The 23,924-nt window shown below is 66.0% G+C and carries 15 protein-coding genes; 6 read left to right on the top strand and 9 right to left on the bottom strand.

The window, feature by feature from the left end:
- Positions 1-96 precede the first annotated feature (96 nt).
- Both QOZ89_RS35935 and QOZ89_RS35930 read right to left on the bottom strand, forming a co-directional pair.
- Positions 97-5,439: a diguanylate cyclase gene (locus QOZ89_RS35935; protein WP_312628330.1), complete on the bottom strand. Its 5,343-nt coding sequence runs from the start codon at positions 5,437-5,439 to the stop codon at positions 97-99.
- Positions 5,440-5,692: 253 nt separating this feature from the next.
- A complete protein-coding gene (locus tag QOZ89_RS35930) occupies positions 5,693-7,195 on the bottom strand; it encodes an MFS transporter (protein WP_312628328.1) in 1,503 nt (500 codons plus the stop codon).
- A gap of 307 nt (positions 7,196-7,502) precedes the next feature.
- Here QOZ89_RS35930 and QOZ89_RS35925 point away from each other — a divergent pair, with 307 nt between their 5' ends.
- The 5 genes from QOZ89_RS35925 (at position 7,503) to QOZ89_RS35905 (ending at position 12,852) form a co-directional block, all read left to right on the top strand.
- The gene (locus tag QOZ89_RS35925) at positions 7,503-8,198 is read left to right on the top strand and encodes a TetR family transcriptional regulator (RefSeq protein WP_312628326.1); all 696 of its coding nucleotides are present in this window, start codon (positions 7,503-7,505) and stop codon (positions 8,196-8,198) included.
- A gap of 477 nt (positions 8,199-8,675) precedes the next feature.
- Complete coding sequence (locus tag QOZ89_RS35920) at positions 8,676-9,380, top strand: GntR family transcriptional regulator (RefSeq protein ID WP_083419437.1); 705 nt, start codon at positions 8,676-8,678, stop codon at positions 9,378-9,380.
- A gap of 369 nt (positions 9,381-9,749) precedes the next feature.
- A complete protein-coding gene (locus tag QOZ89_RS35915; RefSeq protein WP_071051828.1) occupies positions 9,750-10,661 on the top strand; it encodes an LLM class flavin-dependent oxidoreductase in 912 nt (303 codons plus the stop codon).
- Between the two features lie 55 nt (positions 10,662-10,716).
- On the top strand, positions 10,717-11,406 hold the full coding sequence (locus QOZ89_RS35910; protein WP_312628325.1) for a GntR family transcriptional regulator: 690 nt from the start codon (positions 10,717-10,719) through the stop codon (positions 11,404-11,406).
- Between the two features lie 288 nt (positions 11,407-11,694).
- Positions 11,695-12,852, top strand: a complete 1,158-nt coding sequence (locus QOZ89_RS35905; protein WP_312628323.1) for an NDMA-dependent alcohol dehydrogenase — start codon at positions 11,695-11,697, stop codon at positions 12,850-12,852.
- A 340-nt stretch (positions 12,853-13,192) separates the two neighbouring features.
- Here the strand turns inward: QOZ89_RS35905 and QOZ89_RS35900 are convergent, their stop codons facing one another.
- The 7 genes from QOZ89_RS35900 to QOZ89_RS35875 all read right to left on the bottom strand — a co-directional run bounded on the left by QOZ89_RS35900 (position 13,193) and on the right by QOZ89_RS35875 (position 22,576).
- The gene (locus tag QOZ89_RS35900) at positions 13,193-14,395 is read right to left on the bottom strand and encodes an acyl-CoA dehydrogenase family protein (protein ID WP_312628321.1); all 1,203 of its coding nucleotides are present in this window, start codon (positions 14,393-14,395) and stop codon (positions 13,193-13,195) included.
- A gap of 412 nt (positions 14,396-14,807) precedes the next feature.
- Positions 14,808-15,284: an SDR family NAD(P)-dependent oxidoreductase gene (locus tag QOZ89_RS47805; RefSeq protein WP_083418322.1), complete on the bottom strand. Its 477-nt coding sequence runs from the start codon at positions 15,282-15,284 to the stop codon at positions 14,808-14,810.
- A gap of 49 nt (positions 15,285-15,333) precedes the next feature.
- Positions 15,334-17,124, bottom strand: a complete 1,791-nt coding sequence (locus QOZ89_RS35895; RefSeq protein WP_131803841.1) for an AAA-type ATPase lid domain-containing protein — start codon at positions 17,122-17,124, stop codon at positions 15,334-15,336.
- Positions 17,125-17,332: 208 nt separating this feature from the next.
- The gene (locus tag QOZ89_RS35890) at positions 17,333-18,775 is read right to left on the bottom strand and encodes an MmgE/PrpD family protein (protein ID WP_198543148.1); all 1,443 of its coding nucleotides are present in this window, start codon (positions 18,773-18,775) and stop codon (positions 17,333-17,335) included.
- Positions 18,772-19,650 (bottom strand): mycofactocin-coupled SDR family oxidoreductase, encoded by an 879-nt coding sequence (locus tag QOZ89_RS35885; protein WP_071047716.1) that lies wholly within the window; start codon positions 19,648-19,650, stop codon positions 18,772-18,774. The genes QOZ89_RS35890 and QOZ89_RS35885 overlap by 4 nt, the downstream gene beginning before the upstream one ends.
- A gap of 216 nt (positions 19,651-19,866) precedes the next feature.
- On the bottom strand, positions 19,867-20,853 hold the full coding sequence (locus tag QOZ89_RS35880; protein WP_312628317.1) for an amidohydrolase family protein: 987 nt from the start codon (positions 20,851-20,853) through the stop codon (positions 19,867-19,869).
- A gap of 238 nt (positions 20,854-21,091) precedes the next feature.
- Positions 21,092-22,576 (bottom strand): aldehyde dehydrogenase family protein, encoded by a 1,485-nt coding sequence (locus QOZ89_RS35875; RefSeq protein WP_312628315.1) that lies wholly within the window; start codon positions 22,574-22,576, stop codon positions 21,092-21,094.
- A 268-nt stretch (positions 22,577-22,844) separates the two neighbouring features.
- Between QOZ89_RS35875 and QOZ89_RS35870 the strand changes: the two genes are divergently transcribed.
- Entirely contained in the window at positions 22,845-23,783 is a 939-nt protein-coding gene (locus QOZ89_RS35870; RefSeq protein ID WP_071047713.1) for a zinc-binding dehydrogenase, read from the top strand.
- The last annotated feature ends 141 nt before the right edge of the window (positions 23,784-23,924 follow it).

Below are 23,924 nucleotides of genomic sequence, written 5' to 3'. Positions count from 1 at the left end.
ACATTCGATTCATTTCGGCGCACAGTCACCATCGACAGCGCGACAGTGCGACAGAACCGCGCGTCGGACACTCTCGACCGAACGTCGGACACTCCCCTACGGTCGGGTCTCGATGACGACGCGGTCGCGGCCGGCGCGTTTGGCTGTGTAGAGCGCGCGGTCGGCGCGGTCAAGAAGGTCGGCCAGGCCGTTGTCGTGGGGGGACAGCGGGGTCAGGCCGATACTCAGGCGCACGGTGAGTGGCCCTGCCACGGTGTCGATCGGGCTGTTGGAAACCGTGTACCGTAGTCGTGCAGTGATCATCTCAGCAACGGGCAGGGATCCGGGCAGCAGGGCTGCGAACTCCTCGCCGCCGACCCGGCCGATGATGTCGTCGGCGCGCAGGGAGGTTCGGATGCGCTGGGTGACCTTGGTGAGGACCTCGTCGCCGATGGAGTGCCCGTAGGTGTCGTTGACCCGCTTAAAGTGGTCGATGTCGATCATTGCCGCGTTCGTCGGCAGGCCGGCGGCGGTACGGCGAGCAAGGGCTCGTTCGGCCTGTTCAAAAAATTGCCGCCGGTTCGCGAGACCGGTAAGCGGGTCGGTGGCGGCGTGGTGGCGCAGTTCCTCGATCAGTTGTGCGTTTCGGTAGGCAATCATTGACTGGTCGATGACGGTGCGAGCGGTCTGGATGCGTGTGTCGCCGTAGCAGCCCGGTGCGCGGGAGGCCAGGACGATGATGATCTCGGTGTTGCGGTGGAGCGGTAAAGGCGCGACCAGCCAACTCTCCGCGGGGTAACGCTGGCCGGGCAGTTCAGTGGCGTTGTCGTCGGCGGCGAGGATCTGTCCGCTGAGGAGGGCTCCCCACAGTGGCGAGCCCTCGGGGATGGCGGGTTCGGCGTCGGCGTCGGCGACGTCGTCGACGTCACCGTGGGTGGAGTCGACGCGGATGGTGCCAGAGGCGCGGGTCAGCACCCATGCGGCGTCGAAGGGAAGGATCCTCCGAGCGGCGGTGAGCACGCGGCCGGGGATGTCCCGGGTGTCCAGTGTCGACGTCGCCTGGACCGTGACCGCTCGTAGGGTCTCGGCGAACTCGCGTTGGTGTCGTTCCGCCGCGATGACGGCCTGTAGCCGGGAGGTTTCGGCGGTTCGCAGAACTTGTCCGACCTGTTTTGCCAATGTGATCAGAATTTGCGCGTCCTCCTCGGTGAACAGGCCTCGGGCGACGCGGCTGTCGACGTATATGACGCCGCTGCGATGCCCGTCGAACGGGACCGGTGCGGCGAGGATGCTGCGCAGGCCGTACTGGACGGCGCTGTGCGAGCCGAGGGCGGCCCCCTCATCCGTACCTGTCACCACCAGCGGTCGCTGTTCGGCGTGGACGTGTTCGACGACCGTCGTGGCGAACTGCGTGAGCTCACAATCGAGCGGCTCCGATTCGTGCTGTTCGTTGCCGCGATTCCTTGTGCGGCTCGCATAGAGCTGCAGCGGGCCGGGATCGGGCTCGCTTCCGGACGAGTCGGGAAGGTGACCGGAGGCGGGCGTGCCTTCGGGCAGGGCGGGGAACAGCAGCAGGGCCCGGTCCGCACCCAGAATGCTGATGATCTCGTCGAGGGCGACGGTGGCCACGGCTTCCGGAGCTGTCTGCCGGCCAGCCGCGGCACTGACCCGTAGGACCGCGTCGAGGCGACGTCGATCCCGGCTGGATGTTGGCAACGCTTCGGCCGGTTCCTTAGGAGACGCTCGACGCTCGAGGCCTTTGAACTCGTGTAGCACCCTGCGTTCCCGGCCGACCCAGCCGTGCTGCCGGGCGAACTGGGCGGCGAGGTCCGCTTCGGTCTCCGCGCGCTCGGTCTCGCCCTGCGCACTCAGACATCGGGCCCGCTCGAGGAGCGCGTCGAAACGGACGCGAGGCAGGTCGAGATCGCGCGCTCTCCGCTCCGCGGCGTCCAGCAGATCCAGCGCGGCGTCGTGGTCGCCGATGAGTTGGCGGTCGACAGCACGTAGGACCCGCAGGTCGGCCGCACACGGCGGATAGGCCGCCGCCCAGCGCGCCGCACGCAGGGCCTGCCGGGCGGCGCGGTGGCGCCGTGCCCGCTCCGGTCCTGGCGGCGCGGCCCGCGCCTGTTCGAGACGGCCACGCGCCTTCGCGATCCAAAAAGACCGGAAGAACTTCGGTACCTGAGAAGGACGAAGACCGACAGCGTCTCCGGCGGAGATCACAGCGTCGAAGGCCGGACCGAACTCGCCGTCTTCCACCTCAAGCTCGGCGACGTCATGACAGATCATGTAGCGACGAAACCGTTCGGACTCCGGGTAGGCGTCGAGGGCGGCCAGGCCGGCGTGCTTAACCGGTGGGAAGCCGAGTATCCTAGCGATCCGCGCCCGCATAATCGCGAAATCGGCCTGGAGGCGGTCACCTCCGGCTGCCCCCGCCTGGGCCTCGAAGACATCCCACGCCTCCTGGAAACATCCACGGACGACAAGACTCCGCACATAGGTTGAGTAGCAGTTCAGGAAGTGCGCGGTCTCGATGAACCGAGCTCCCCGGCGAAACGCTCTCGCGAACGCCCGCTCCCCCTCGACATTGCGGCCGATGAACACCAGCGTCGAGGCCGTGTAGAAGAACATCTTTGTCTGCAGCGCTGGATCGTTGCTCTCTTCCCCGAGCCGGTGCAGCCAGCCGATGTCACGCTGCACGGTTCGCCTTCGGCCGAATTCCGCCGCCATGTGGTGCGCGCAGAGGTGACCGCGCAGGTACTCCGCTCCCGAGCCAAGTCGGTTACTGGGTGCGACAGCCGACATCAGAAAGGCCAACGCCGGCCCCATCCGCCCGCAGTACCATTCGCTCAGGGCACCGACCTCGTAGAGACGGCAGCGGATCTCATGAAGCTTCTTCGTGTCACCGGCCGCCCGGCCGAAGCCGGTCGACCGCCACCGGCAGGCCATGCCGACCACCCACCGGCCCACACTGACCGCCGCCATCGCCCCGGGGTTGGCCGGTAGTCCCCGGCCGATCTCCGCCAGACCCCGGTGGACGTACTCCCGCGCGGCGGCGACGTGGAACTCGCCATACTCGACCCAGGCGAGCTCCTCGAAAATCCACGCCCGCCGCCGTGGATCACTCTGCTCACAAAGCGCGCGGAGGAAGTGTCTCCGAGCGTCCAGGGATTGGACCGTGCGGGTGCAGGCGAGCGCGAAACCCTCCTCATAGTCGGCGTCCGGCTCGATGCCGGCCTCAGCCGCCGCTGTCGACGCGGCGCGGTAGAAAGCCACTGCCTCGTGGGGCGCCGGCGCGACGAGCGCTGCCGCTGCGGCGGCGGCCGCCAGCCGGAAACGACGCTCCGGGGCCACCTCCCCGGCGACCGCGTGCCGGGCGAGTTCGTAGGGACGGCGGGATGACTCCACTGCCTCCACTCCGCCGAGGACATCTGTCCCTGGGGCCTCGAGGACATCGACGATGCGCCGGTGGACCGTTGTCCGTGCCTGCTCGTTCATGGTCGACAGCAAGGCCTCGTGCACACAGTCGTGCACGAACGACCACGTCCCGCCGCCGCTCGATATGACCAGCTGATGGGCTTCGGCCTCGGCGGTCGCCCTGGCCACCACGGCGGTGCTGCTGGCGCTCGCATCCGCCAGCAGCGCGGGATGGAAACGCCGGCCGATCACCGCGGCCGCACCAAGAACCGACGCCGCGACTGGGCTGAGCCCGTCCAACCGATGACGGATCAGATTGAGCACCGCGACCGGCAACGGCAGGGAGTCGAGGCTGGCCCGGTCCAGTACGAACCGCCCCCAGTCAGGACGGATCAGACCCGCGTCGATCACCGCCCGCATGTACTCGACCACGGCCAGCGGATTTCCGGATGATCGGACGGCGACCTCGTCCGCAAATGCCTCGTCGGCGATCTCACCGAGGTAGTAGCCGATTATCTGGGTGACCTCGTTGGTATCCAACGGCCCAAGGGTGACTTCCCAACTCGTCGCGAGCCCGGCCGCGACGCGCAACGAGGCATCCCGGGTCGAATTGATGATCATTAGCCCTGGCGTGTTGATGGACGCGGTGAGATCCTCCAGCACCTGTTGGTCCGCCGGTCCCAGCCAGTGGGCGTCGTCAATCCAGATGATCATTCCTTTGGACAGCTCTGTCAGCCGGCTGAGAAAACCGACCACGGCCGAACGGAATTGCATCTCATCGGCGGCCGACTCGCCCACCGCCGTCTCCACGCTCGACGTGTGCACTCCGAGCGCGCGGGCGAGCATGGGATGCAGGCGGGCGAGATGTCCGGCATCGGCTCCGGCCGCCGCCACGATCCTGTCGGACAACTGCCGCCGACCGGGCTCCGGCACCGACTGAAGGTCATGAAAGTAGCTGTCGATCAGATCGCGCAACAGCGTGAACGGAACGGAGGTGTGCACGGCGCACCGACCACGCAGCACCTGGCGTCCGGCCACCAGGCCCGACGACGAGAGCAGTTCCTGGATAAGGAGCGTCTTTCCAGCGCCGGCTTGTCCAGCGACCGTCACGACGCCAGATCCCCCCGCGAGACATTCCGCCCAGGCTCGCCGGAGCAGTGCACGCTCGCGTCGACGTCCGACCAAGCAGCCGGTGGCCCACGCTCCACCCGCTCCAGCGGGTGGCATCGGCATTTCGGGCCAGTGTGGCGCGAGCGGGGCGAGGGCGACGACGACGTCCCGTGCAGACGGGTACCGATCGTCCGGGTCCTTGGCCAGCAGCCTGGCCACCACAGTGGTGAGCGTCTCCGGAATGTCGGCGCGCACCTGGGCCAAGGGACAGGGCGCCACGACCGCGTGCATGCGCATCAGCTCGGCGGTGTCGGATGCCTGGAATGGTGGCGAACCAGCCAGGCAGTGATATAAAACCGCGCCCAGAGCGTACAGGTCAGCGCGCGCGTCGACCTGTCGGTGCAGCATCCCCGTCTGCTCCGGGGCGCTGTAGAGTACCGTGCCGACGGCGGTGTCACCGTAGAGGCCCCCGGCCCGGGCCATCAGGCCGAAATCCAGCAACGTCGCATCGCCATGTGAACCGATCAGGATGTTCGGCGGTTTGACGTCTTGATGAACCAGGCCCCGCCGGTGCGCCTCGGACAGCGCCGAGGCCACGTTCAGCGCGATCCGCACGGTCTCGGCGACATCCAGCGGCCCCGCCCGGATCCGCGACTCCAACGACTCACCCTCGATGAAATCCAGGATGAGATACGGATAGTCCGCCGTCCGCCCCGCAGCTCGAACTGGGGCTATGTTCGGATGATTCATGCAGGCCAGAATCGTCGCTTCGCGAGCAAAAGCACGATCCGTGCTCTCATCGTAGGCGACCGCCCGAACCGGAACCTTCACCGCATAGTTCCGACCAGCCCGTTCCGCCCGATACACAATGGAATAAGAACCCCGCCCCACCTCTTCCTTGACGACTACGCCGGGTATGACAATCTCTACCATAAACCCACACCTCGTAATTATGCGAACCACATGCACCTGACCGCGCCATCGGCACCTCCCGCACAAATAATGATTCCACAGGCCCGGAGTAGCCGCATGTCAATCTCGAGCCTGCCACCCTGCGATCGCCGGCTGATCGGCCTCGTCCCCAGGGGTCTGCCGGCCGGGCCCCGGACGCGGCCTCCCTAGGAGCAGCGACAGAACGATCGAACAGGCGAGCGATCGAGGACCTGGACGCTGGCCACCTCCTCGCTTACGACCGAGCGCCGCCGCCGGCCGCCACAGATCTGGCGACCGCAGGAGGCACCGAAGTACCAGGCGCTCCGATCCGCAACGCCCGCGCGGGTCTACGCGGAGCCAGGCCCGCCACTATCGCGGCGACGACGAACCCAATCGCCATGACCGTCCAGGCGTTAACGTAGCCGCCTTCGGTCGGGACGCCGCTCGACGTAGCGCCTCCCGCGACGATGCCAGCAGTGACTGTCGTCCCGATCGAACCACCGATCGTCCGGATGTTGTTGTTCATCCCCGACGCGACGCCGGTCTGTTCGGCCGGCACCGCCTCCACGACGAGTTGCGACATCGACGAGAACCCGAGCCCGACCCCAGTCCCGAACAAAGCAGTCGCCACATAAACCAACAAACTGTGGTCATGGTTGACGAGCAGGACGACCGGGCCGAGAGCCGCGATCAGCGCCCCCGCGACCAGGACGGTCTTCCAACCGAAACGGCCCGCGAGATCCGCCGCGACGACGCTCGCGACCAGGACGCACAGCGTCGACGGCAGCAGGTACGAGCCTGCCTCGCTGACGCTGGCCCCGAAGCCGTAGCCGGCAGACGGCGGCGTCTCCACGAACTGCGGGTTGATCACGACCATGGAGTAGACAGCGAACCCGAACAGCAGCGCCATCACGTTCGTCCGCAAGACCGTCGGGTGGCACAACATCCGCATGTCGACCACTGGATTGGAGGCCCGCCGTTCGGTCGCTACCCAAGCCGCCACGAGCAGGGCGGTGACGACGAACAGCGCGATCACCTGAGGCGAGGTCCATCCCCACCTCGGGCCCTCGCTGGCCCCGAGCAACAGGGCAACGAGCCAGCTCGCCAGCAACAGTCCGCCGAACCAGGAGACACGGCGGTCGGCTCGCACGCCGGAATCCGGCACCGCCAAGACCGCCGCCATCGTGACAACTCCGATCAGCCCGGCTGGCAGCCAGAACAACCACTGGTAGCCGAGGTGGTCGACGATCGGGCCGGCGAGCGTGACGCCGAGGCCGGCGCCCCCGCCGAGCATCGCGGAGAGTACGCCGATCCGGCTGCCGACCTGCTCTCGCGGGAAGGTCTCACGGATGATGCCGAAGGCAATCGGAAAGATGGCACCGGCCGTACCCTGCACCAATCGCCCAACAATCATGACGGACAGTGACGTGGCCAGTGCGGCGATCAGACTTCCGACGGCGAAGGCGGCCAGAGCGCAGACCAGCATCCGCTTGCGGCCGCAAGCGTCACCCAGGCGGCCGAGCAGAGGCGTCGCCACAGAGGAACTCAACAGGAAGGACGTCATGATCCACGATCGGCCGACCGGACTGAGATGGAGTTCGCTTCCTATCTGGGGGAGGGCAGGGGACACCATCGACGCCTGCAGTGCATAAGCCAGCGCAGCCAGCACCAGGACGCCGAAGACTACCGCCGTCGACGCACCGTAGGCGGGTGCCGAAGCCTGCTGCACGATCATCGACTTCGCTGCCCGCGTCAAGCGCACTCCTCAAGCAGACCCGGCCGGCTCGTCGACGCGAGCTAGGCCCCGAATGCCTGGGTCGTCAGGCGCGGACCGGGGCGGAAGCCGTCGAGATGCGAAGGCGGACTGAGTACCTATCTGAGACTCAGTCTCAGTACTGTATCCCGTCTTGCATGGCATGATTGACGAACACAGTGTGATCTGCGCTTCCCTCCGCGCTTGTTCCCACTGGGCTGCACCAGCGGACGACCGCGAGGGGCACGCCCAGGGAGGATGTACAAGAAGTTGTGCCCTGGTGGCGGCACGCGCGAAAGGAAGGTGGCCGATGACTGCTACGGGCTCGGCTGCAGGAGGCACAGCTGCGGGCTCGCACCCGACGGATACTTCTGGCGCGGCGGCGGTAGGCCTGCGCGAGCGGCTGCGCCAGACCGTTCGGGACGAGCTGTCGACGGTCGCGTTGCAGTTGTTTCTCGACCGCGGATTCGACGCCACGACGGTGGACGAAATCGCGGCTGCGGCCGGGGGCTCGCGTAGCACCTTCTTTCGGTACTTCGCCAAGAAAGACGACGTCATCCTGGCGCAGCTGGAGGCCCGAGCCGACGCGCTGCACGCTACCGCGCTCTCACGCCCGCAGGGTGAACCCCTGATGGTTGTCGCGCGGGCGGCGCTGGACCCGCTCGTGGAGGCGTTCTCGCAGGACCGGGAACGCTCGATCGCGTTGGGTCAGCTCGTGGCCTCGACTCCCTCGCTGGGCGCCCAGGAACTGCGCAAGTACCAGTACTGGCGGGCGGTGCTGGCCGAGGCGCTGGGGCACCGGCTCGGCGTCGAGGCCGATGCCGGGATGCGGGCCTCGGTGGTCGCGTCGGTCGCCGTGAGCGCATTCGACGTCGCTGTGCGCGTGTGGCGAACCACCGACACGGGCAGGAGCCTGGCGGCCACCGTGGACGACGCCTTCGCCGGCCTCGCCACCGAATTCGCCTCCGCCGGGGACTGGCCCACCACCACCAGCCCAACTGCGTGAACTGGGCACCATTGTCGGCGTCCTCCGCTCGGTGCCACTCACCGAAGATCGGCACGACTGCGGATTGCGGTCCACGGCCCAATCATCACATCAATCCGCCGTCTTTGGACTTGCCGGCGGACCCGACCGGACTGGAGCAGCTGCCTCCTGGCCAGTTCCGAGAAGACCACCAGGTCGGTGGCTCCCGACCCGGGCGCCTTGAGCAGCACCCGGCCAGACAGGCCCAGCACGTTCGAGGCTACCGACGACAACGTCACTTCCCGCGCCTTCGAGGATCTTGTCCAGGCGTTGGAGCCCCCGGTCTGACATGCCCACCGAGCACGGCGACACGCTCCACGCCCGTTCCGAGACAGGACACGAGATCGCACGCGGCCGGAGGATGCCCGGCACTCCGCGGCGGATCCCCATGGGATCGCGTATCCTGGATAAAATACTGCCGTTCGCTAGAGTAACCGGGAGAAGGGCACAACGAGCGCCATGGTTGGCATCACCCCGGAGCGGAGAACGAAACGAACACAGCTCCCCGACGAAGTCGCATCCTACGTTCGCGAACTGATCGTCTCTGGGACTGTCCGTCCCGGTGAGTATCTTCGGATGGAGCCTATTGCAGAGGCAGTAGGCGTGAGCAACACTCCCGTCCGTGAAGGGCTCCTAACCCTGCAAAGCGAGGGGTTCGTCCGTCTGGTGCCCCACCACGGGTTCGTCGTGGCGCCGTTCACCCAGCGAGACATCCGCGATCTCTTTTGGGCCCAGGCCCAACTCGCCGGCGAACTCGCCGCACGCGCCGCCGAGAATAGGACCGACGAGCAGCTAGACCGGCTGGCGGCGAATCTTGAGCGCTACGACCAGGCAGTGGCGAACAGCGACAGCGAGCAGATCACGATAATCGGGCATTTGTTCCACCGCGAAGTCAACCTCGCTGCAGGCTCACGTCGCCTTGCCCTCTTGCTGGCTTCCGTCGTGAAACACCTGCCGAACAGGTTCTACACCACGATCGAGGGCCAGGTCAAAGGTGCCCACTTCGAGCACCCCATGATCCTGACTGCCCTGCGAAAGCGGGATGCGCGCCAGGCGCGCCTGCTCATGGAGCAGCACATCCTGGAGGGTGGCGAGCACCTCATCGCGAGGCTCGAAGATCAGGGGCTCTGGACAGAAAAAGCGGAAGACGCGTCGGCCTCATGACGCCGGGTGCGGTGTCGACTCTGCGGTCGACTCGGCACCAGGCCCACGGCTCAGGCCGATGAGCGGTGTCCAGTCTGCGACCAGGCTCGCGACACTCGCGCGGGCCGTCCACGCGCCCGAACCGTGACAGCGACAGCGAGCCCTCCCGCAAGCGGCCTCCGTGCACCTCCCCTACCCCTCTGACAAGGCCTCCTTCGCGCCCGAACCGAACCTCGCCTTCCCCAGCCAGCGACCACCCGCTGCAGGGACGACGCGTCTATGGTGTGTACCGGCTGGGGACCAGTCCGGCCGTCTCGGGCACCCTGAACATAGAACATATATGATGCTCGCATTGAGCAGCGTCGGTCACGCCACACCCCCGAGGTTTCCATGGTCAGCAGTCCACCCATCCCTGTCGGCGTCCGACTCCCGCTCGCCAGCGACAGGCTTCCGCCCGCTCAGCTGCTAGGGATGTGCCGGGCCGCCCTAGAGATGGGGTACAGCTCGTTCTGGGTCGGCGACCACGTGCTGCTACCCGAGACCAGCGCCTCGGCTTACCCACACACCGAGGACGGTCAGCGTCCCTTCCGTGCGGACACACCGTGGCTGGATCCGCTTCTCACGCTGACGTGGCTGGCCGCGCAGCTTCCCGAGGCACGTATCGGGACGAGCATCATCATCATGACGCTACGAAAGCCCGCACTGCTCGCCAAGCAGATCGCTAGCGTGTCATGGCTGACCGAGCGCCCGATCTCGCTCGGCGTCGGGACAGGCTGGCTCCGCGACGAGTACGACGCCGTCGGCATGCCCTTCGAGCGACGTGGCACTCGCGCAAGATCCGACATCGCCGAGATCAAGCAGCTGATCAGCGCAGGCAATCGTAGCTACTCCGTGCACGTTGAGGGCGACGAACCCGCCGAAAAGCCCTTCCTCATGAGGCCGACCGCTCCGGCACCGGTCGAGTTCCTGTGGGGAGGTTTCAGCCGGATGGCGATGCGGCTCATCGCGTCGTCGTGCGATGGCTGGCTCCCCGCAAAGCAGAGCCTGGAAGCCCTCGAGCGGTACCGCGGCCATCTTAAAGCAGCCTGTGACGACGTCGGCCGAGACTTCAGCGAGTTGCGGCTCGTCGCAAAGCCGGGGTCAGGTCCGGACCCGAGGTCTGGCCCCATTGACAAGGACAACCTTGCTGGATACGCCGAGCTCGGCTTCCACGAAGTGGTGCTCGAGATGCCGTACGAGCCGAACGGACTGGCTGACGCGGTCGAGACGCTCGAGCGGGTGGCGGCACGGACCTGGTTGTGATGTTGCCGATGCCGAGGGGGGCGTAGTGGCTGCTCGCGGCCGCGGATCCAAGCGGATGCAGTTGCCAGAAGAGGTCGCGACGTACGTCCGGGAGCTGATCATATCCGGGGCCGTTCGCCCAGGTGAGTTCCTACGCATGGAGCGGATCGCCGAGGCTCTGGGCGTAAGCAATACCCCGGTGCGTGAGGGACTGCTTACGCTGAGGAGTGAGGGGTTCGTCCGTCTCGAACCTCGCCGCGGCTTCGTCGTAGCACCCTTCACCCAACAGGACATCCGTGATCTGTTCTGGGCACAGGCAGAACTGGGCAGCGAACTCGCGGCCCGCGCCGCCATGAACATGACACCGGAACGATTGAGGGTTTTCGAAAAAAATCTGGAGGACTATGACCGTGCCATCGCGAGCGACGACAAGGCAGCCATCGCCAAGATTGGCCACCAGTTCCACCGCGAGGTCAATTTGGCAGCAGACTCGCACCGCCTTGCATTGCTTCAGGGTGCAGTCGTCAGGCACCTGCCCAACAGATTCTACGCCACCATCGAGGGCCAGGTCGCGGGTGCCCGTGCCGAGCACCCAATGATCGTTGAGGCATTTCGGCGGGGCGACGCCCGAAGAGCACGATCCTTGATGGCGGTCCACATCCTAGAAGGTGCGGACCGCCTCATCGACACGCTGGAGAAGCAAGGTCTGTGGGATCCGGAAGGCGCGGAGCCGGCTTCCGGAACATCACCCGGCCGAGTTTCTTGACGTCGCGGCGGGATCACGACGCGTAGCAACGTCAGGTGCCCTTTGCTCGGGCCCGCTCCCCGCCAGGTCCGCCGAGGGCGGCTCGGACACTTCCGAGCGCCGGCACCACCGACCTGATCTGTGACGTGCCCTGGCTTGGTCAGGGCCATAGTGCTGGCCGCGTGGGTCGCGAATCCGCACGTCGGTCGACAGCGCTTCCAAGTTGGAGGGCCCGGCGGAACTGCAGGCTCTGGCGCGCTCAGTTGAGCGTTCCACGGTCTCGGTGCCGCCTTCCGACATATATAGAATATGATATGCAATCAACCTCTCACTGAAGGTGACCATCTGATGCTGACCCGTGGAGCCATCCTTCGGCAGGCGCCGGGCGAGTTCGAGGTCGCGGACCTCGAGTTGGACGACCCGCGCCGCGACGAAGTCCAAGTCACACTGGTCGCGTCGGGGATGTGCCATTCGGACGACCACATCGCGACGGGCGACCTACCCGTCGGCACGTATCCGTTCGCCACGGGACACGAGGGCGCAGGCATCGTCACGAAGGCGTTCGCCAACGATAGGGGGATCAACGAAGGCGACCACGTGGTCTTCTCGTCGATGCCCTCGTGCGGACATTGCCGCTACTGCGCTTCCGGAATGCAGACGCTGTGCAATCTCAGTGCCGGCATGCTTGCAGGGGTGCGGTCGAGTGACGGCAGTTACCGGTTGCACCTCACCGACGGCACTCCCGTCGGGCAGATGTGCGGCATCTCGACATTCACAGCGACCACGACGGCGCCAGTGACGTCGGTCATCAAGATCGACAAAGACATCCCCCTGGACAAGGCATGCCTCGCCGGGTGCGCTGTCGGCACCGGCTGGGGATCGGCGGTCAACTCCGCGAATGTCCAGCCGGGCGACATCGTCGTCGTGATGGGGATCGGCGGCATCGGCGCCAATGCACTGCAGGGAGCGGTGCACGCCGGGGCGTCCCAGATCATCGCCGTGGACCCGTTGGCCTTCAAGCGTGAGAAGGCGATGGTGCTCGGCGCCACACATGCGGTCGCGTCGATGGAGGAGGCCAGCGAGATCGCCCGGCAGTTCACGAACGGCCAGGGGGCGGACTCGGTCGTCATCACGGTCGGCGTCCTCAAGCCCGAGCATGTGGGACAGGGGGTTGCTGCCATCCGGAAGGCCGGCACCTGCGTGCTCACCGCGGTCGCCCCGACAGTCGACGTCGGGGCTCAGATCCCGCTGTTCGACTTCGTGCTCTCGGGGAAGCGGCTCGTCGGTTCCCTCTTCGGCGAGACGAATCCCACCAGGGACATCCCTCGTCAGCTACGCCTCTACCAGGAGGGCAAGCTCAACCTCGACGCCATGGTCACCAACACCTATACGCTCGACCAGGTGGCGCAGGGCTATCGGGACATGCACGCAGGCAGGAACATTCGCGGAGTGATCCGCTTCGACTGATTCTCTATGGAGGATCGTCTGTCCAGCGGAGGCTGGCGGGTGCGCTGGCTTGACCTGGCCGTGTCGCGGCGCGGCGCGGCGCGGCGCGGACGATCGTGGGCGGGGAAGGTCGCCCCGTGTTCGCGTGCTTCGGGCGCGTTGCGTGTCAAGCCCTGTGTGGGCTTGCCGGGGGCCTTCCCCGCTTTCGCTGTCTTGGTGGAGCGTCGTCGGGCGCGGATGTCGGGTAGCACGGTCCACCGCTCGGTCTCGAGGCCTGCGGACAGACAGCGCTGCGGGCACAAGCTTTGTGCCTCACCCGATCACGTGGAAGTCCACTATGCGCGGCGGCGGTGGGACACCGCTACTGGTGATGGATCTCGTACTCCTTGAGCAGGGCGCGGCTGATGATGCGCTTCTGGACCTCGGACGTGCCCTCGCCGATCAGCATGAACGGCGCCTCGCGGAACAGCCGCTCGATCTCGTACTCCTTCGAGTAGCCGTAGCCGCCGTGGATGCGGAAGGCGTCGGTGGTGACCTCGTGGCAGTACTCGCTGGCGAGGTACTTGGCCATGCCGGCCTCGACGTCGTTGCGCTCGCCGCGGTCCTTCTTGCGGGCGGCGCTGACCATCATGAGGTGGCCGGCCTCGACCTTGGTCGCCATCTCGGCCAGCTTGAACGCGATCGCCTGGTGGTCGGCGATCTGGTGGCCGAACGTCCTGCGCTGCTGGGCGTAGGCGATCGCCAGCTCGAAGGCACGGATCATGATGCCGCAGGCGCGGGCGGCGACGTTGACCCGGCCGACCTCGACGCCGTCCATCATCTGGTAGAAGCCCCTGCCGGCCGCCTCGGGCCCGCCAAGAACCGACGTCGCCGGCACCCGGTGGTTGTCGAGCACCATCTCGGTGGTCTCGACGCCCTTGTAGCCCATCTTCTCGAGCTTGCCGGGAATGGTGATCCCACCGGTGGTACCGAACCCCGGCTCCTTCTCCAACAGGAACGTCGTCATGTTCCGGTAGACCGAGGACGCGCCCTCGTCGGTCTTGACCAGGGTGGCCACGATCCCGGCCCGGGCGCCGTTGGTCAGCCACATCTTCTGGCCGTTGATGACGTACTCGTCGCCGTCCCGGTCGGCCCGGGTGGTGATCGCGGAGACGTCCGAGCCGCAGCCTGGCTCGCTCATCGAGAAGGCGCCGCGGATCTCGCCGGTCGCCATCCTCGGCAGGAGCCGCTGCTTCTGCTGTTCGCTGCCGTGCTGGATCAGCAGGTAGGCGAGGATGAAATGGGTGTTGATGACGCCCGAGACGCTCATCCAGCCGCGGGCGACCTCCTCGACCACCAGCGCGTAGGTGAGCAGCGACTCGCCGAGCCCGCCGTACTCCTCCGGAATCGTGATCCCGAACAGGCCCATCTCCTTCATCTGCTCGACGATCTCGTGCGGGAACTCGTCCTTGTGCTCGAGCTCGGTCGCGTGCGGCAGAATCTCCTTGTCCACAAAGATGCGCACCGCCGACAGAATGTCGGCCTGAACCTCCGTGAGACCGTCAGTCTGCGCGATCCTGCCCATCCCAGCTCCTAGCATTGTCACTGACCCCGTTGCAGACGGAGTCGCTGGCGGTCGGGTCCACACGGCGAACTGCTGCGAGTTCCCGGCTTTGGGCGCCTCTCACCTCGCGGCGCCGAGGTGGACGGACAGCCGCGTCTCCACCACCGGCGGGATGTGCCGTGACCCATCGGATGCCTGGTCGGCCCGCGGCGGGTGGGCTGGTGATGTCCACGGGGCACCGCGGGACTCGCGCACGGGCAGGGGGCGGGGACGGTCGGCCGAGGCCTGGGCTCTTCGCCTTCGACCAGTTCGGCTTGGCCCGCGATCCGGGCGCCGTAGACGAGCGACTGAGGAGTCCACCGCGGCTGCCGGCCGATGAACGTGTTGTGATCGACCTCGTCCAGGTCAAGGGGGGCGACAGTCTCCGGCATCGCTACCCGACCTCAGGCTCTGGCCCCAACGCCCCGAACACGCCTGCATCCGCGCCAACGCCAGCAACGCTGGGGATTACCCGGCGCCCGAGCCTCCATGCCGATCTTGTGTTCGACCGCCATGGGCGTGTCCATGAAAACCAGGAGGATGACGTTGGCGCGGATGCCGTAGGCGCATTGGCGATCGTCAGGTGCGGCGTGAACGTCACGATGCCCGCCTTGGAGGTCTGGTAGCCCGCGTAGGGGTAGTCGACTAGCACCGCGTTGGACGAGATGTCGGTGATCACGCCAGCGCCCTGCCAACGCGTCACAGGGACGACGTGCTTGCACGTCAGGACCATTCCCTGAAGGTTGATCGCGACCACGCGGCTAATCCCTCCGGGTGTGATCTCTTCCAGCGTTGCGTTGCCCGCCGACCCGGACGTTGTCGTCGAGGATGTCGATCGTCGACCAGCGCTCCAGGCCCACTTAGCTGGTATTTCCGCTCAGACTTGCGAGCGACTGGCCGCGCGTGTTTCGAGCTGCCTGTCAGTAGTTGACCAAAGCAAGATCAAGACCTAGCGAGCGCATCCGCCGGTAGAGCGTGGACCGGGCGATTCCCAGCCGTTGAGCGGCCGCGAACTTGTTACCGTCTGACTCGCGCAGGGACGCCAGCAGCTCAGAAATTTCGAGTTGTTCCAGCCGGGTGAGCTGGCGACCAGCGGCCCTGGCTTGGACGCCGTCCGGAAGCTGGCGTGAATCGACGTACCCGGTTTGGCAGCGGCGCGCGACGCCGTCGACTACCGACTCGAGCGACCGCAGGTTCTCGGGCCAGTCCACCCGGGCCAGAACCTGTAAAGCGTCTGGCAGCCAGCGCACCGGTTCACGGCCGGCCTCGGTGCGACTGGCGGTCATCTCGGCAACGAGGTCCGGAAGATCGTCTAATCGATCACGCAGTGCGGGAACTCTGACCCATGGACCGACACCGGTTCCGCGCTGGGTGAGACGAGCGGCCTCCCCGCAGACCTCCGTGAGCGTGAGCACGACCGGCGCCTCATGGTGCTGGTCGCCGAGAACGATCTCCTCGACCTCGGCCATAGCGGCGTCGGACAGCCGCTCGAGGTGGGTCACGATCAGGGGACACGGCGCTGAACGCCGCTGGCGCAGAAGTTGGAGCATCTCGGCCTCGGCCGAGCAGTCGACCTCGAGAGCGTCGGAGGGCACGAGGGCGCGAGCGATGTGCCGCTTGCCGGTTCCTGATTCTCCGACGAGAACGACGCGGTCGGAACTGGAACGTGCCGACTGCAGATCCTCGAGCAGTCGGTTCCATCGGCGGCTCTTTCCTGGCAGCGAACACGTCAGACCGCTTCCTGAAGACGGCCGCAGCCGGCCCGATGCTGGCCGATCCTTGCGCGGGCGCAGCGTGATGCGAACACCTACTGGGCCGTCGCGACCGGGAATCCGCTCGAAGCGCGCGTGTTGTGGCCCCGCGTTGGTGAGCGTGAGAACGGCGGTGTCGGGTCGCTCGCCCATGAGGAACTGGGACGCATACTCCCACAGCGTTGCCTGGTCGCCGCCGCCGAGCAGCCGCGAAGCCCCGACGTTGCACAGCAACGTCTGCTGGTTGAGGCAGATCACTGGGCGGCGGTTGGCGGCCCGCGCCGAGAGAAAGTCGCGCATCAACAGCATCTCGCGCTCGTTGGAGTCCTGCCGCAGGCTCTGGCGCATGGCAGCGGCGATCTCGGACGCCCAGGGAAGCAAGAGTGCGCTCGCTGGCATGGCGTTTTCGATCACGAGGGCCCCAGCGGTGCGCTGGGTTGTCGGGCTGATGATCGGGATCGCGATCGAATGGGTACCCAGATAACGTTCGTGGAGGTGCTCGTGACCGACGACCTGCTCGGGACCGCCCGACTCCAACGCCATGTTCGCTGCATGGGTTCCGATACTTGCCTCAGACAGGGACGAGCCAATCGGTGGGAGGCCACCGAACCTTAGGAGCTGCGGGTTCCGAGCGGCGTCGGGAAGACCGTAGTGACTGACGACGACCGAGCCGCGGTCCACCAGGATGGCCATGAGCCGCAAATGGTCAAGTGTGGCCAGCCGCGAGCGCAGCTCCTGATCGAAGGCCCGGGAGAGACCGCATTTGTCGGGAGGCGAATGCACCGGCGCCCAGTCCGCTGTTGTGGACACGAAGCCGCTCGCCCGGGACCGCTGCCACGACTTAGCGATCTCGGGCCGCACGCCCGAAGAGACGGATCTCGTTGCAAGGTATTTCACCCGAGCCGAGTTGATTGTCGGGGAAATATCGCCCCGACTGCGTTCGAACTGAAGTGGCCTCACCCGTCCTCCTAAGTTCGGCCCGGTAAGATGCACAATATATCGAGGATGAGAACGGTTGCTGGTTCACCGGGGTCTGAGTGATCTGAGCGATCCAGCCGACAATGGTTACCCCGGCCACGGCGCTAGCCAACGGCCCCCGCGCGCCGACGGGCCGTGGTCCAGTAGGCAGTGGTTGGAGCGGCGGCGCTACTAGGACAAGACATGGCAATTACGGCCGCAGGAGCCGGGTGAGGTCTCGGACATCGGGGACTTCTTGAAGGTCGAGAACCGTCGCGACGATCGCATCCACAGCTGCGTCTGGCAGCTCACCGTCTGCGTTGGTCCGGAACTTGGCCACAAGTTCCTCCGTGGACATCGTGGTCGACGGGTCGATCGACGGAGTTCCTTTCGGGAACATTCGCTCGGCCGCGAACATAGTTCCCCGTGCGTCGATCTCGATGCGGGCCGGCCGGTTCGCGGGATACTCATTAAGGTACCCGGTATAGCTCGGATGAATTTTTGTGACCACCCTGGTCATCAGACCCATGACGGACGAGTCGAACACGACCTGTTGGTCTTGCCATCGCTTGCTCGGGGGGATGCGGTGAGCCGCCAGAGCCAGGCCGTGAGACATGCTGTTCTGGGCGTCGACGACATGCTCGATGTTCGTGTTCAGCCACGTGGGCTGGCGGTGCCAACCCTCGCCCCAGGACCGAATCTCCTGAATCTCGTCAGGCTTCAGGTCGTGTTCCTCGACCAGCAAGACGAGTGTGTCGATCAGACCATGGAGAACCCGACAGTGAGGGTACGGCTTGTACGTCTGGGCCTTGGGGAACAGCCATTCGACTCCCAGCCCACGCGTAATGGACCGATGGTCCCACCGCGAGGTTCCGATGAACCGTGGGAACCCGAACTCCGTGTCGTCCAGCATCTCGCGGTCTCCGCGATGGCCGAATTTTCCCATGTAAGCGGCCGTCAAAGCGGTTTGTGCGAACGCGCCACCGACCATGTACTTGACTGTCGTACTGGGAGTGTGCGCGCTCCACGCACCGTGCGAATGGACGGGTGCGATACTGCCGACGATACCGATCGCGCTCGCTGTCGGCCCTGGCGGGAGATTCATGAGCTTCGTGCTCGTCGCCGCGGCGCCGAAAACGATGCAGCTATAGCCGACAACCGGCCGTTGCAGGACCTTTCCGCTCTCGACGTCACGCAGACCGTCCATCGCATAAGCGATGCGACAGGAGATTTCGTGTCCGATCGCGATCGCTGTAAGTACTTCCTTCCCGCTGGCAGCCGCCGACTCTCCGGAGGCAAGCGCAACCGGGATCACGACGGGTGCCACGTGCCCGGGCGCGAGGATCGCGTCGAAGTCCAGCGCACTGATCAGTTCCGAATTGGCGAACGCCGCGCCGAACACCGAGCTTGATTCACTGCTCCCGATGACCGTGGCATCGTCTCGAGCCCCGTGACTGAGACTCGCGAGCTCGATGCCGACGATCCCCTTAAGCTGGTCTTTCCCGGCGAGGCCGCAGCCGATGGAGTCGAGAAGGACTCGCTTGGATTCCGCGACGACCTCGGGCGGCAGTTTCGAGAAATCAGTCGCACACGTGAAATCGGCGAGGGCCTCAACTATCGTCGGCCTCAGGCCGGGGGCTCCGGCAGCCGTCACTGCGACAGTTCCGCGAGTCGCTGGCCGACGAAGGGAGTGATTCCGGGTGGTTGGGAGGTCATGCCAGCATCGACCGGAAGCGCGACCCCGGTGACGTACTTGGCATCGTCAGAAGCGAGATACAGCATGGCGCTCGACACCGCCTCGGGCTCGATCCAGGGAACCGGAAGCAGATTTAGCGACTGCGCTGGAAACACCATGTCCTCGACTGTCTTGCTCGGGTCGTCCCCACAGAAGGCGCGCACATGTGCTTCGTTGAGGAACAGCGGCGTCGCAACAGCGGTGGGGCACACCGCGTTCACCCGGATCCAGTACGGCGCGAGTTCTGCGGCGAGCGTCTTGACCAAGCCGATCAACCCGTGCTTGGCCGCGGCATAGGCGGTGTTTCCGAAGAGGGGAACGAGCGCCGCGGCGGATGCCGTCACAAGGATCACGCCCCCCTTCGCCTTCATGTGCGGAAGGACGGCTCGGACGGTCTTGAACACGGCGGACAGATTGGTGTCGACGATGAGGTCCCAGATCTCGTCTGCTTCCTCGCTCTCGACACCGTGCCGGGTGGAGATGCCGTGATTGACGATGACCGTGTCGAGGTGGCCGAGCTGGCCCACGGCGTCGTCGACCGCCTCACGCATCTTCGTCACATCCCGCGCGTCAGCCACATAGCTTAAACAACGGCGCCCCAGCTTCTCGACCAAAGCCACGGTCTCAGCGAGGTCCGCTGGCGTCGCCATGTCGTAATCGACGTACGGAAGCTGCTCGCACACATCCGTCACGACGATGTCCGCGCCCTCCTCGGCCATCCGCACCGCGTGGGAGCGACCCTGCCCCCTTGCCCCGCCCGTGATGAGTACGACCTTGCCGGTCATCTTGCCCATGACTACCCCTCTCCGGCCGGCGCCACCGACCGGCTGACCTGTATGACGTGAGACCCGTCGGCAACGCGGCCGGACGGCCTCGGGAGAGTGGTGACGGCCCTGCGGACACGCCAACGTCGGGCGAACGTGCGTACGAGTTGCAAATGTTCCTCAGTAGAACGAAACGAATGGCCTCGCTGTTCGGACCGCCGCCACGCGGTGACGACGGGTGGGCAGCTACAGGCGGTAAACACGACTGGCCGTCCCAGCGAACATGGCCGCCTTCTCTTCGGCCGTGTACACCGAGGCGACGAGCTTGAAGGAGTTCCACAACGTACGATACGAGCCAGAGAGCTTGTCCGGCGGAAAGTTGCTCCCGAACATACAGCGGCCCGGCCCGAAACTCTCTATGCCGTGTGAGTAGTACTTGCCAGTCGCATCGACGAGCTGAGTCGAGGACGGCAGCCGATCTCCATGGTGCCAGTTGAAGCCGGGGATAAACATGTTGAGCCCGCCGAGTTTGAGGTACACGTTCGGCTCACGGGCAATCGTCGCAATGTCGTCATGCCACTGTGCCCAGAGCTCGTCCCTGCGCCCGACCCACGGCCTGATGCCGATCAGGCCGCCGAGATGGTTCAACACGAAGGTCACTTCGGGAAGCGCCCTTACGGTGGCGATCGCGTCCCCGAGCTGGACCTGGAAGACATATAAGTCGAAGGTCAGACCGCGAGCCGCGAGGCGCCGCAGGCCCTGACGGAAATCCGGCTGCAGCAGTCGGTGCGGATCCCTTTCCGGGGCTGAGCGATCAAGAGCAGCCATGTCCCGAATTCCCCGCAGCCGGTCCGGCGCGGCGGCCTGGTGCGCGTCGAGAACAGCATCGACGTCGGCGCCGAGGTCGAGATCGGCGTACGCGACGATACCTGCGGCAATACGCGTCTTGAGCCCGCGTGCGGCAGCCTCTTCCCCCGAGGCGTTCGCGAACTCGGTCTCGCCTACGCAGCGCAGTTGAGCGGGTCCGTCCGGGCGGTAACGGGCCTCTGCCTCTACGAACACTGTAGACTCGATGTTGTGACCGCTGGCGAGGTCGTCTATGAAATGGTCGAGATGGTAGTCCTCTCGCTGCATCGACGCATCCCGGTCCCAGAGATGGTAGTGAGCGTCGACGATCGGCAGCTCTGGCTCGAGAACATCTTCGAGAACTTCCGGTTCAGCCCTCTTCCGCATTGTGCTACCCCCTAGCTCGTGCTAGCTCGTGCCACCGACGGGACGAACGTTGGATCTCGGACCGTCCGGCAGCCCCGGTGGACTCGTGGGCGTGGCGAGGACTCGTCGGCGTAATGAATCCCGAATGTCGAGACTGTCCACGTCTCACGTACCGCGGACAGCGACGAGCTCGTCCCGATTGCTATTCGCTCTCGGTGACCTGGCCACCGGAAGCGGTGTCCCGACGAGCTGACCGACCTCAGGTATACGGCAGCGGGCGCTCGGTCGAGAGATCCCAGACCACGGCCTTGGACTGTGTGTAGAGGCGGAGAGCCTCGAATCCATTCTCTCGACCATAGCCACTCTCCTTCATGCCGCCAAACGGAACAGTGGGATGAATGGCGCGGTAGGCGTTGACCCAGACCGTCCCGGCGGAGAGGTTCTGCACCAGATGCTGGATCTGGGATGCGTCGTTGCCCCACACCTGCGCCGAGAGACCGAACGGGCTGCTGTTGGCACGGAAGAGCGCCTCGTCGACATCGGTGTAGGGCAGCACGCTCGCCATCGGACCGAACGCCTCGGTGGTCGCGGCAGGGTTGTCGTCGGTGACGTCCACGAGCACGGTCGGAGCGTAGAAGGCGCCGCCTTCCAGGTCGCCCGTGGTGACGGGGGCGCCACCCGCCAGACAGGTCGCACCGTGGGATATCGCGCCCTGGACCAGAACGTCGACGTGGTCGCGGTGCCGCTGGGTGATGAGGGTGCCCATTTGCGAGGCCGGATTCGTGGGCTGTCCAACCTTGACCGCGGCCGCTCGGGACGCAAGCTCGTCGCACACCTGCGCGTACATCGAGCCGTGGACGAAGATACGCGAGCCCGCGACGCAGCTCTGTCCACTCTTCACGAAGTTGGAGTGGAGCACCGAAGGAAGCGCGAGCCGGAGATCTGCATCCTTGAGCAGGATGGCGGGACTCTTTCCACCCAGCTCGAGGCTGACCGGCACGATGTTGCGAGCGGACTGCCTGATGACGGCTCGGCCGGCCTCGGGGCCGCCCGTGAACGCCACCAGGCCGATGCCAGGGTGCTGTGTGAGCAGCGGGCCGGTGACCTGACCACGGCCCGTGACCACGTTCACGACCCCCGGCGGGATGCCGGCCTTCAGGGCGAGCTCGACGATCCGGAACGTCGACAACGGCGCCACGTCCGGTGCCTTCAGCACGATGCAGTTACCGGCGACGACGGCTGGCCCTGCCTTGTAGGCCACGAAGACGGCGTTCGCGTTGTACGGGTTGATGCCAGCGACCACGCCGTACGGTTCGTTGACGCCGTAGGCAACCCGTCCTGGATACGGGGCGTAGGAGCGGCCCTCGAGCTTGTCTGCCATGCCGGCGTAGTAGGTCAGGACGCGCACGCACGCGTCGACGTCCCCCATCGTTTCGGCACGAAGGTTCCCGACGTCGGCGACCTCGAGGTCGGCCAGTTCGTCGCGGTGCGCACGGACCAGATCGGCCCAGGCACGCACGAGTTCACCACGGACGTCCGGCGCCGTCGTCCGCCAAGTGGACTCGTAGACCGTGCGCGCCTGCTCGACGATCTCGTCGAGATCGTCGGCCTGGACCTCGTACGCCTCGCCGATCGTCTCACCTGTGGCCGGATTGAGGACGGGAAGGTAGTGGTCCGAGCGGGGGACGACGGCACCCTTCGCTCCGATGAAGCCGACCCGGCGCAGGATGGTCGAGCTCGCCATGCTGGTCTCCTAGGGTGGCTAGGCCGCCGGCGGCTGACAACGGGGCCAAGACTCAGTCCGTAGCAGCGGCACGATGTGCATGATATATGAAAGGCAGCCTCTGGCAAGGCCTCGCTCGTTGCGGAGGGCTGCCACGACGGTGTATTGCTGGCCAGGAAGATATATGATATAGAGCGGGTCGGCGGAGCGAACGGGATCGGTGCTCGCAGGCGTCAGCTTCGGCGGCGAGGCCTTCGTTCGTCGTCGACCTTGGCGTGAAGGGGTAGTCATGCAGGCTTGGCAGTACGTCGGCGACCACCAGCCGATCACCCTGAACGAGATCGACGAGCCGGTCGCTGGGCCCGGGGAGGTCCTGCTCGAGGTCAAGGGCGCGGGCATCTGCCACACCGACGTGGGACACCTCGAGGGCACCATCAGTCATTTCCTGGCGTTCCGGCCGATCACGCTCGGTCACGAAGTCGCTGGCGTCGTCAGTCAGATAGGGGAGGGCGTCACCAGTTTCTCGGTGGGTGACCGGGTCGCGGTGCGCTCCGTCGTGGAAGGCCCAGGAACCGGCCGCGACGGTGGGTTCCAACCGAGGCTGGCGGTCCAGACAGACGTCCTCGTGCCGGTGCCGGACGGTGTGCCGTGGGACCAGGCGGCGGTCTCCACCGACGCGGGCATGACGTCCTACCACGCGGTCATGGCGCGCGCCGGCGTGAAGGCGGGGGACAAGATCGGGATCATCGGTTTTGGTGGACTCGGGTCGCTCGGGACCCACATTGCGCTGCGAGCGGGCGCGCAGGTCTTCGTGGCCGAGACGAAGCGGTCGTTGCATCCGAAGATCATTGAGGCGGGTGCCGCGGCGGTCTCGTCCACCGTCGAGGACTTCAAGGGCGAGGGACTTGACGCGATCATCGACTTCGCGGGTTTCGGGACGACGACCGCGTCTGCCGTCGAGACCGTGAAGCCCGGAGGGCGGGTTGTCCAGGTCGGGCTCGCCGAACGGTTCGGGACGTTGGACCTGATCGCGTTGACCATGAACCAAGTCGACCTCCTGGGATCGCAGGGAGGAACGAACGAAGACAACGCCAAGGTCCTGCAGCTCATGGCTGCCGGTCATCTTCAGTCAGAGACAGAGCGCATCGCTTTCGACGAGATCGGCGAGGCGATCGAGAGGCTACGGCGTGGGGAGAACGCCGGACGTCTGGCCGTGATCTACGACTGAGCGCGGAGGATGTGGGCGACGCCGGAGAGATGTCGGCGGCTGCCTGCGCAGCCCGCTTGAGACGCAGTCGGTTGGAGATCTTGTCACCCAGTGTGACGGATCGCATCTATCTGAGTTGTGCGAGGGAGCCGGGCCGCCGTC

Origin of the sequence: Pseudofrankia coriaricola (genome assembly GCF_032027725.1) — a bacterium.
GTDB lineage: Bacteria > Actinomycetota > Actinomycetes > Frankiales > Frankiaceae > Pseudofrankia.
This window is presented reverse-complemented; position numbering and strand designations above follow the sequence as displayed.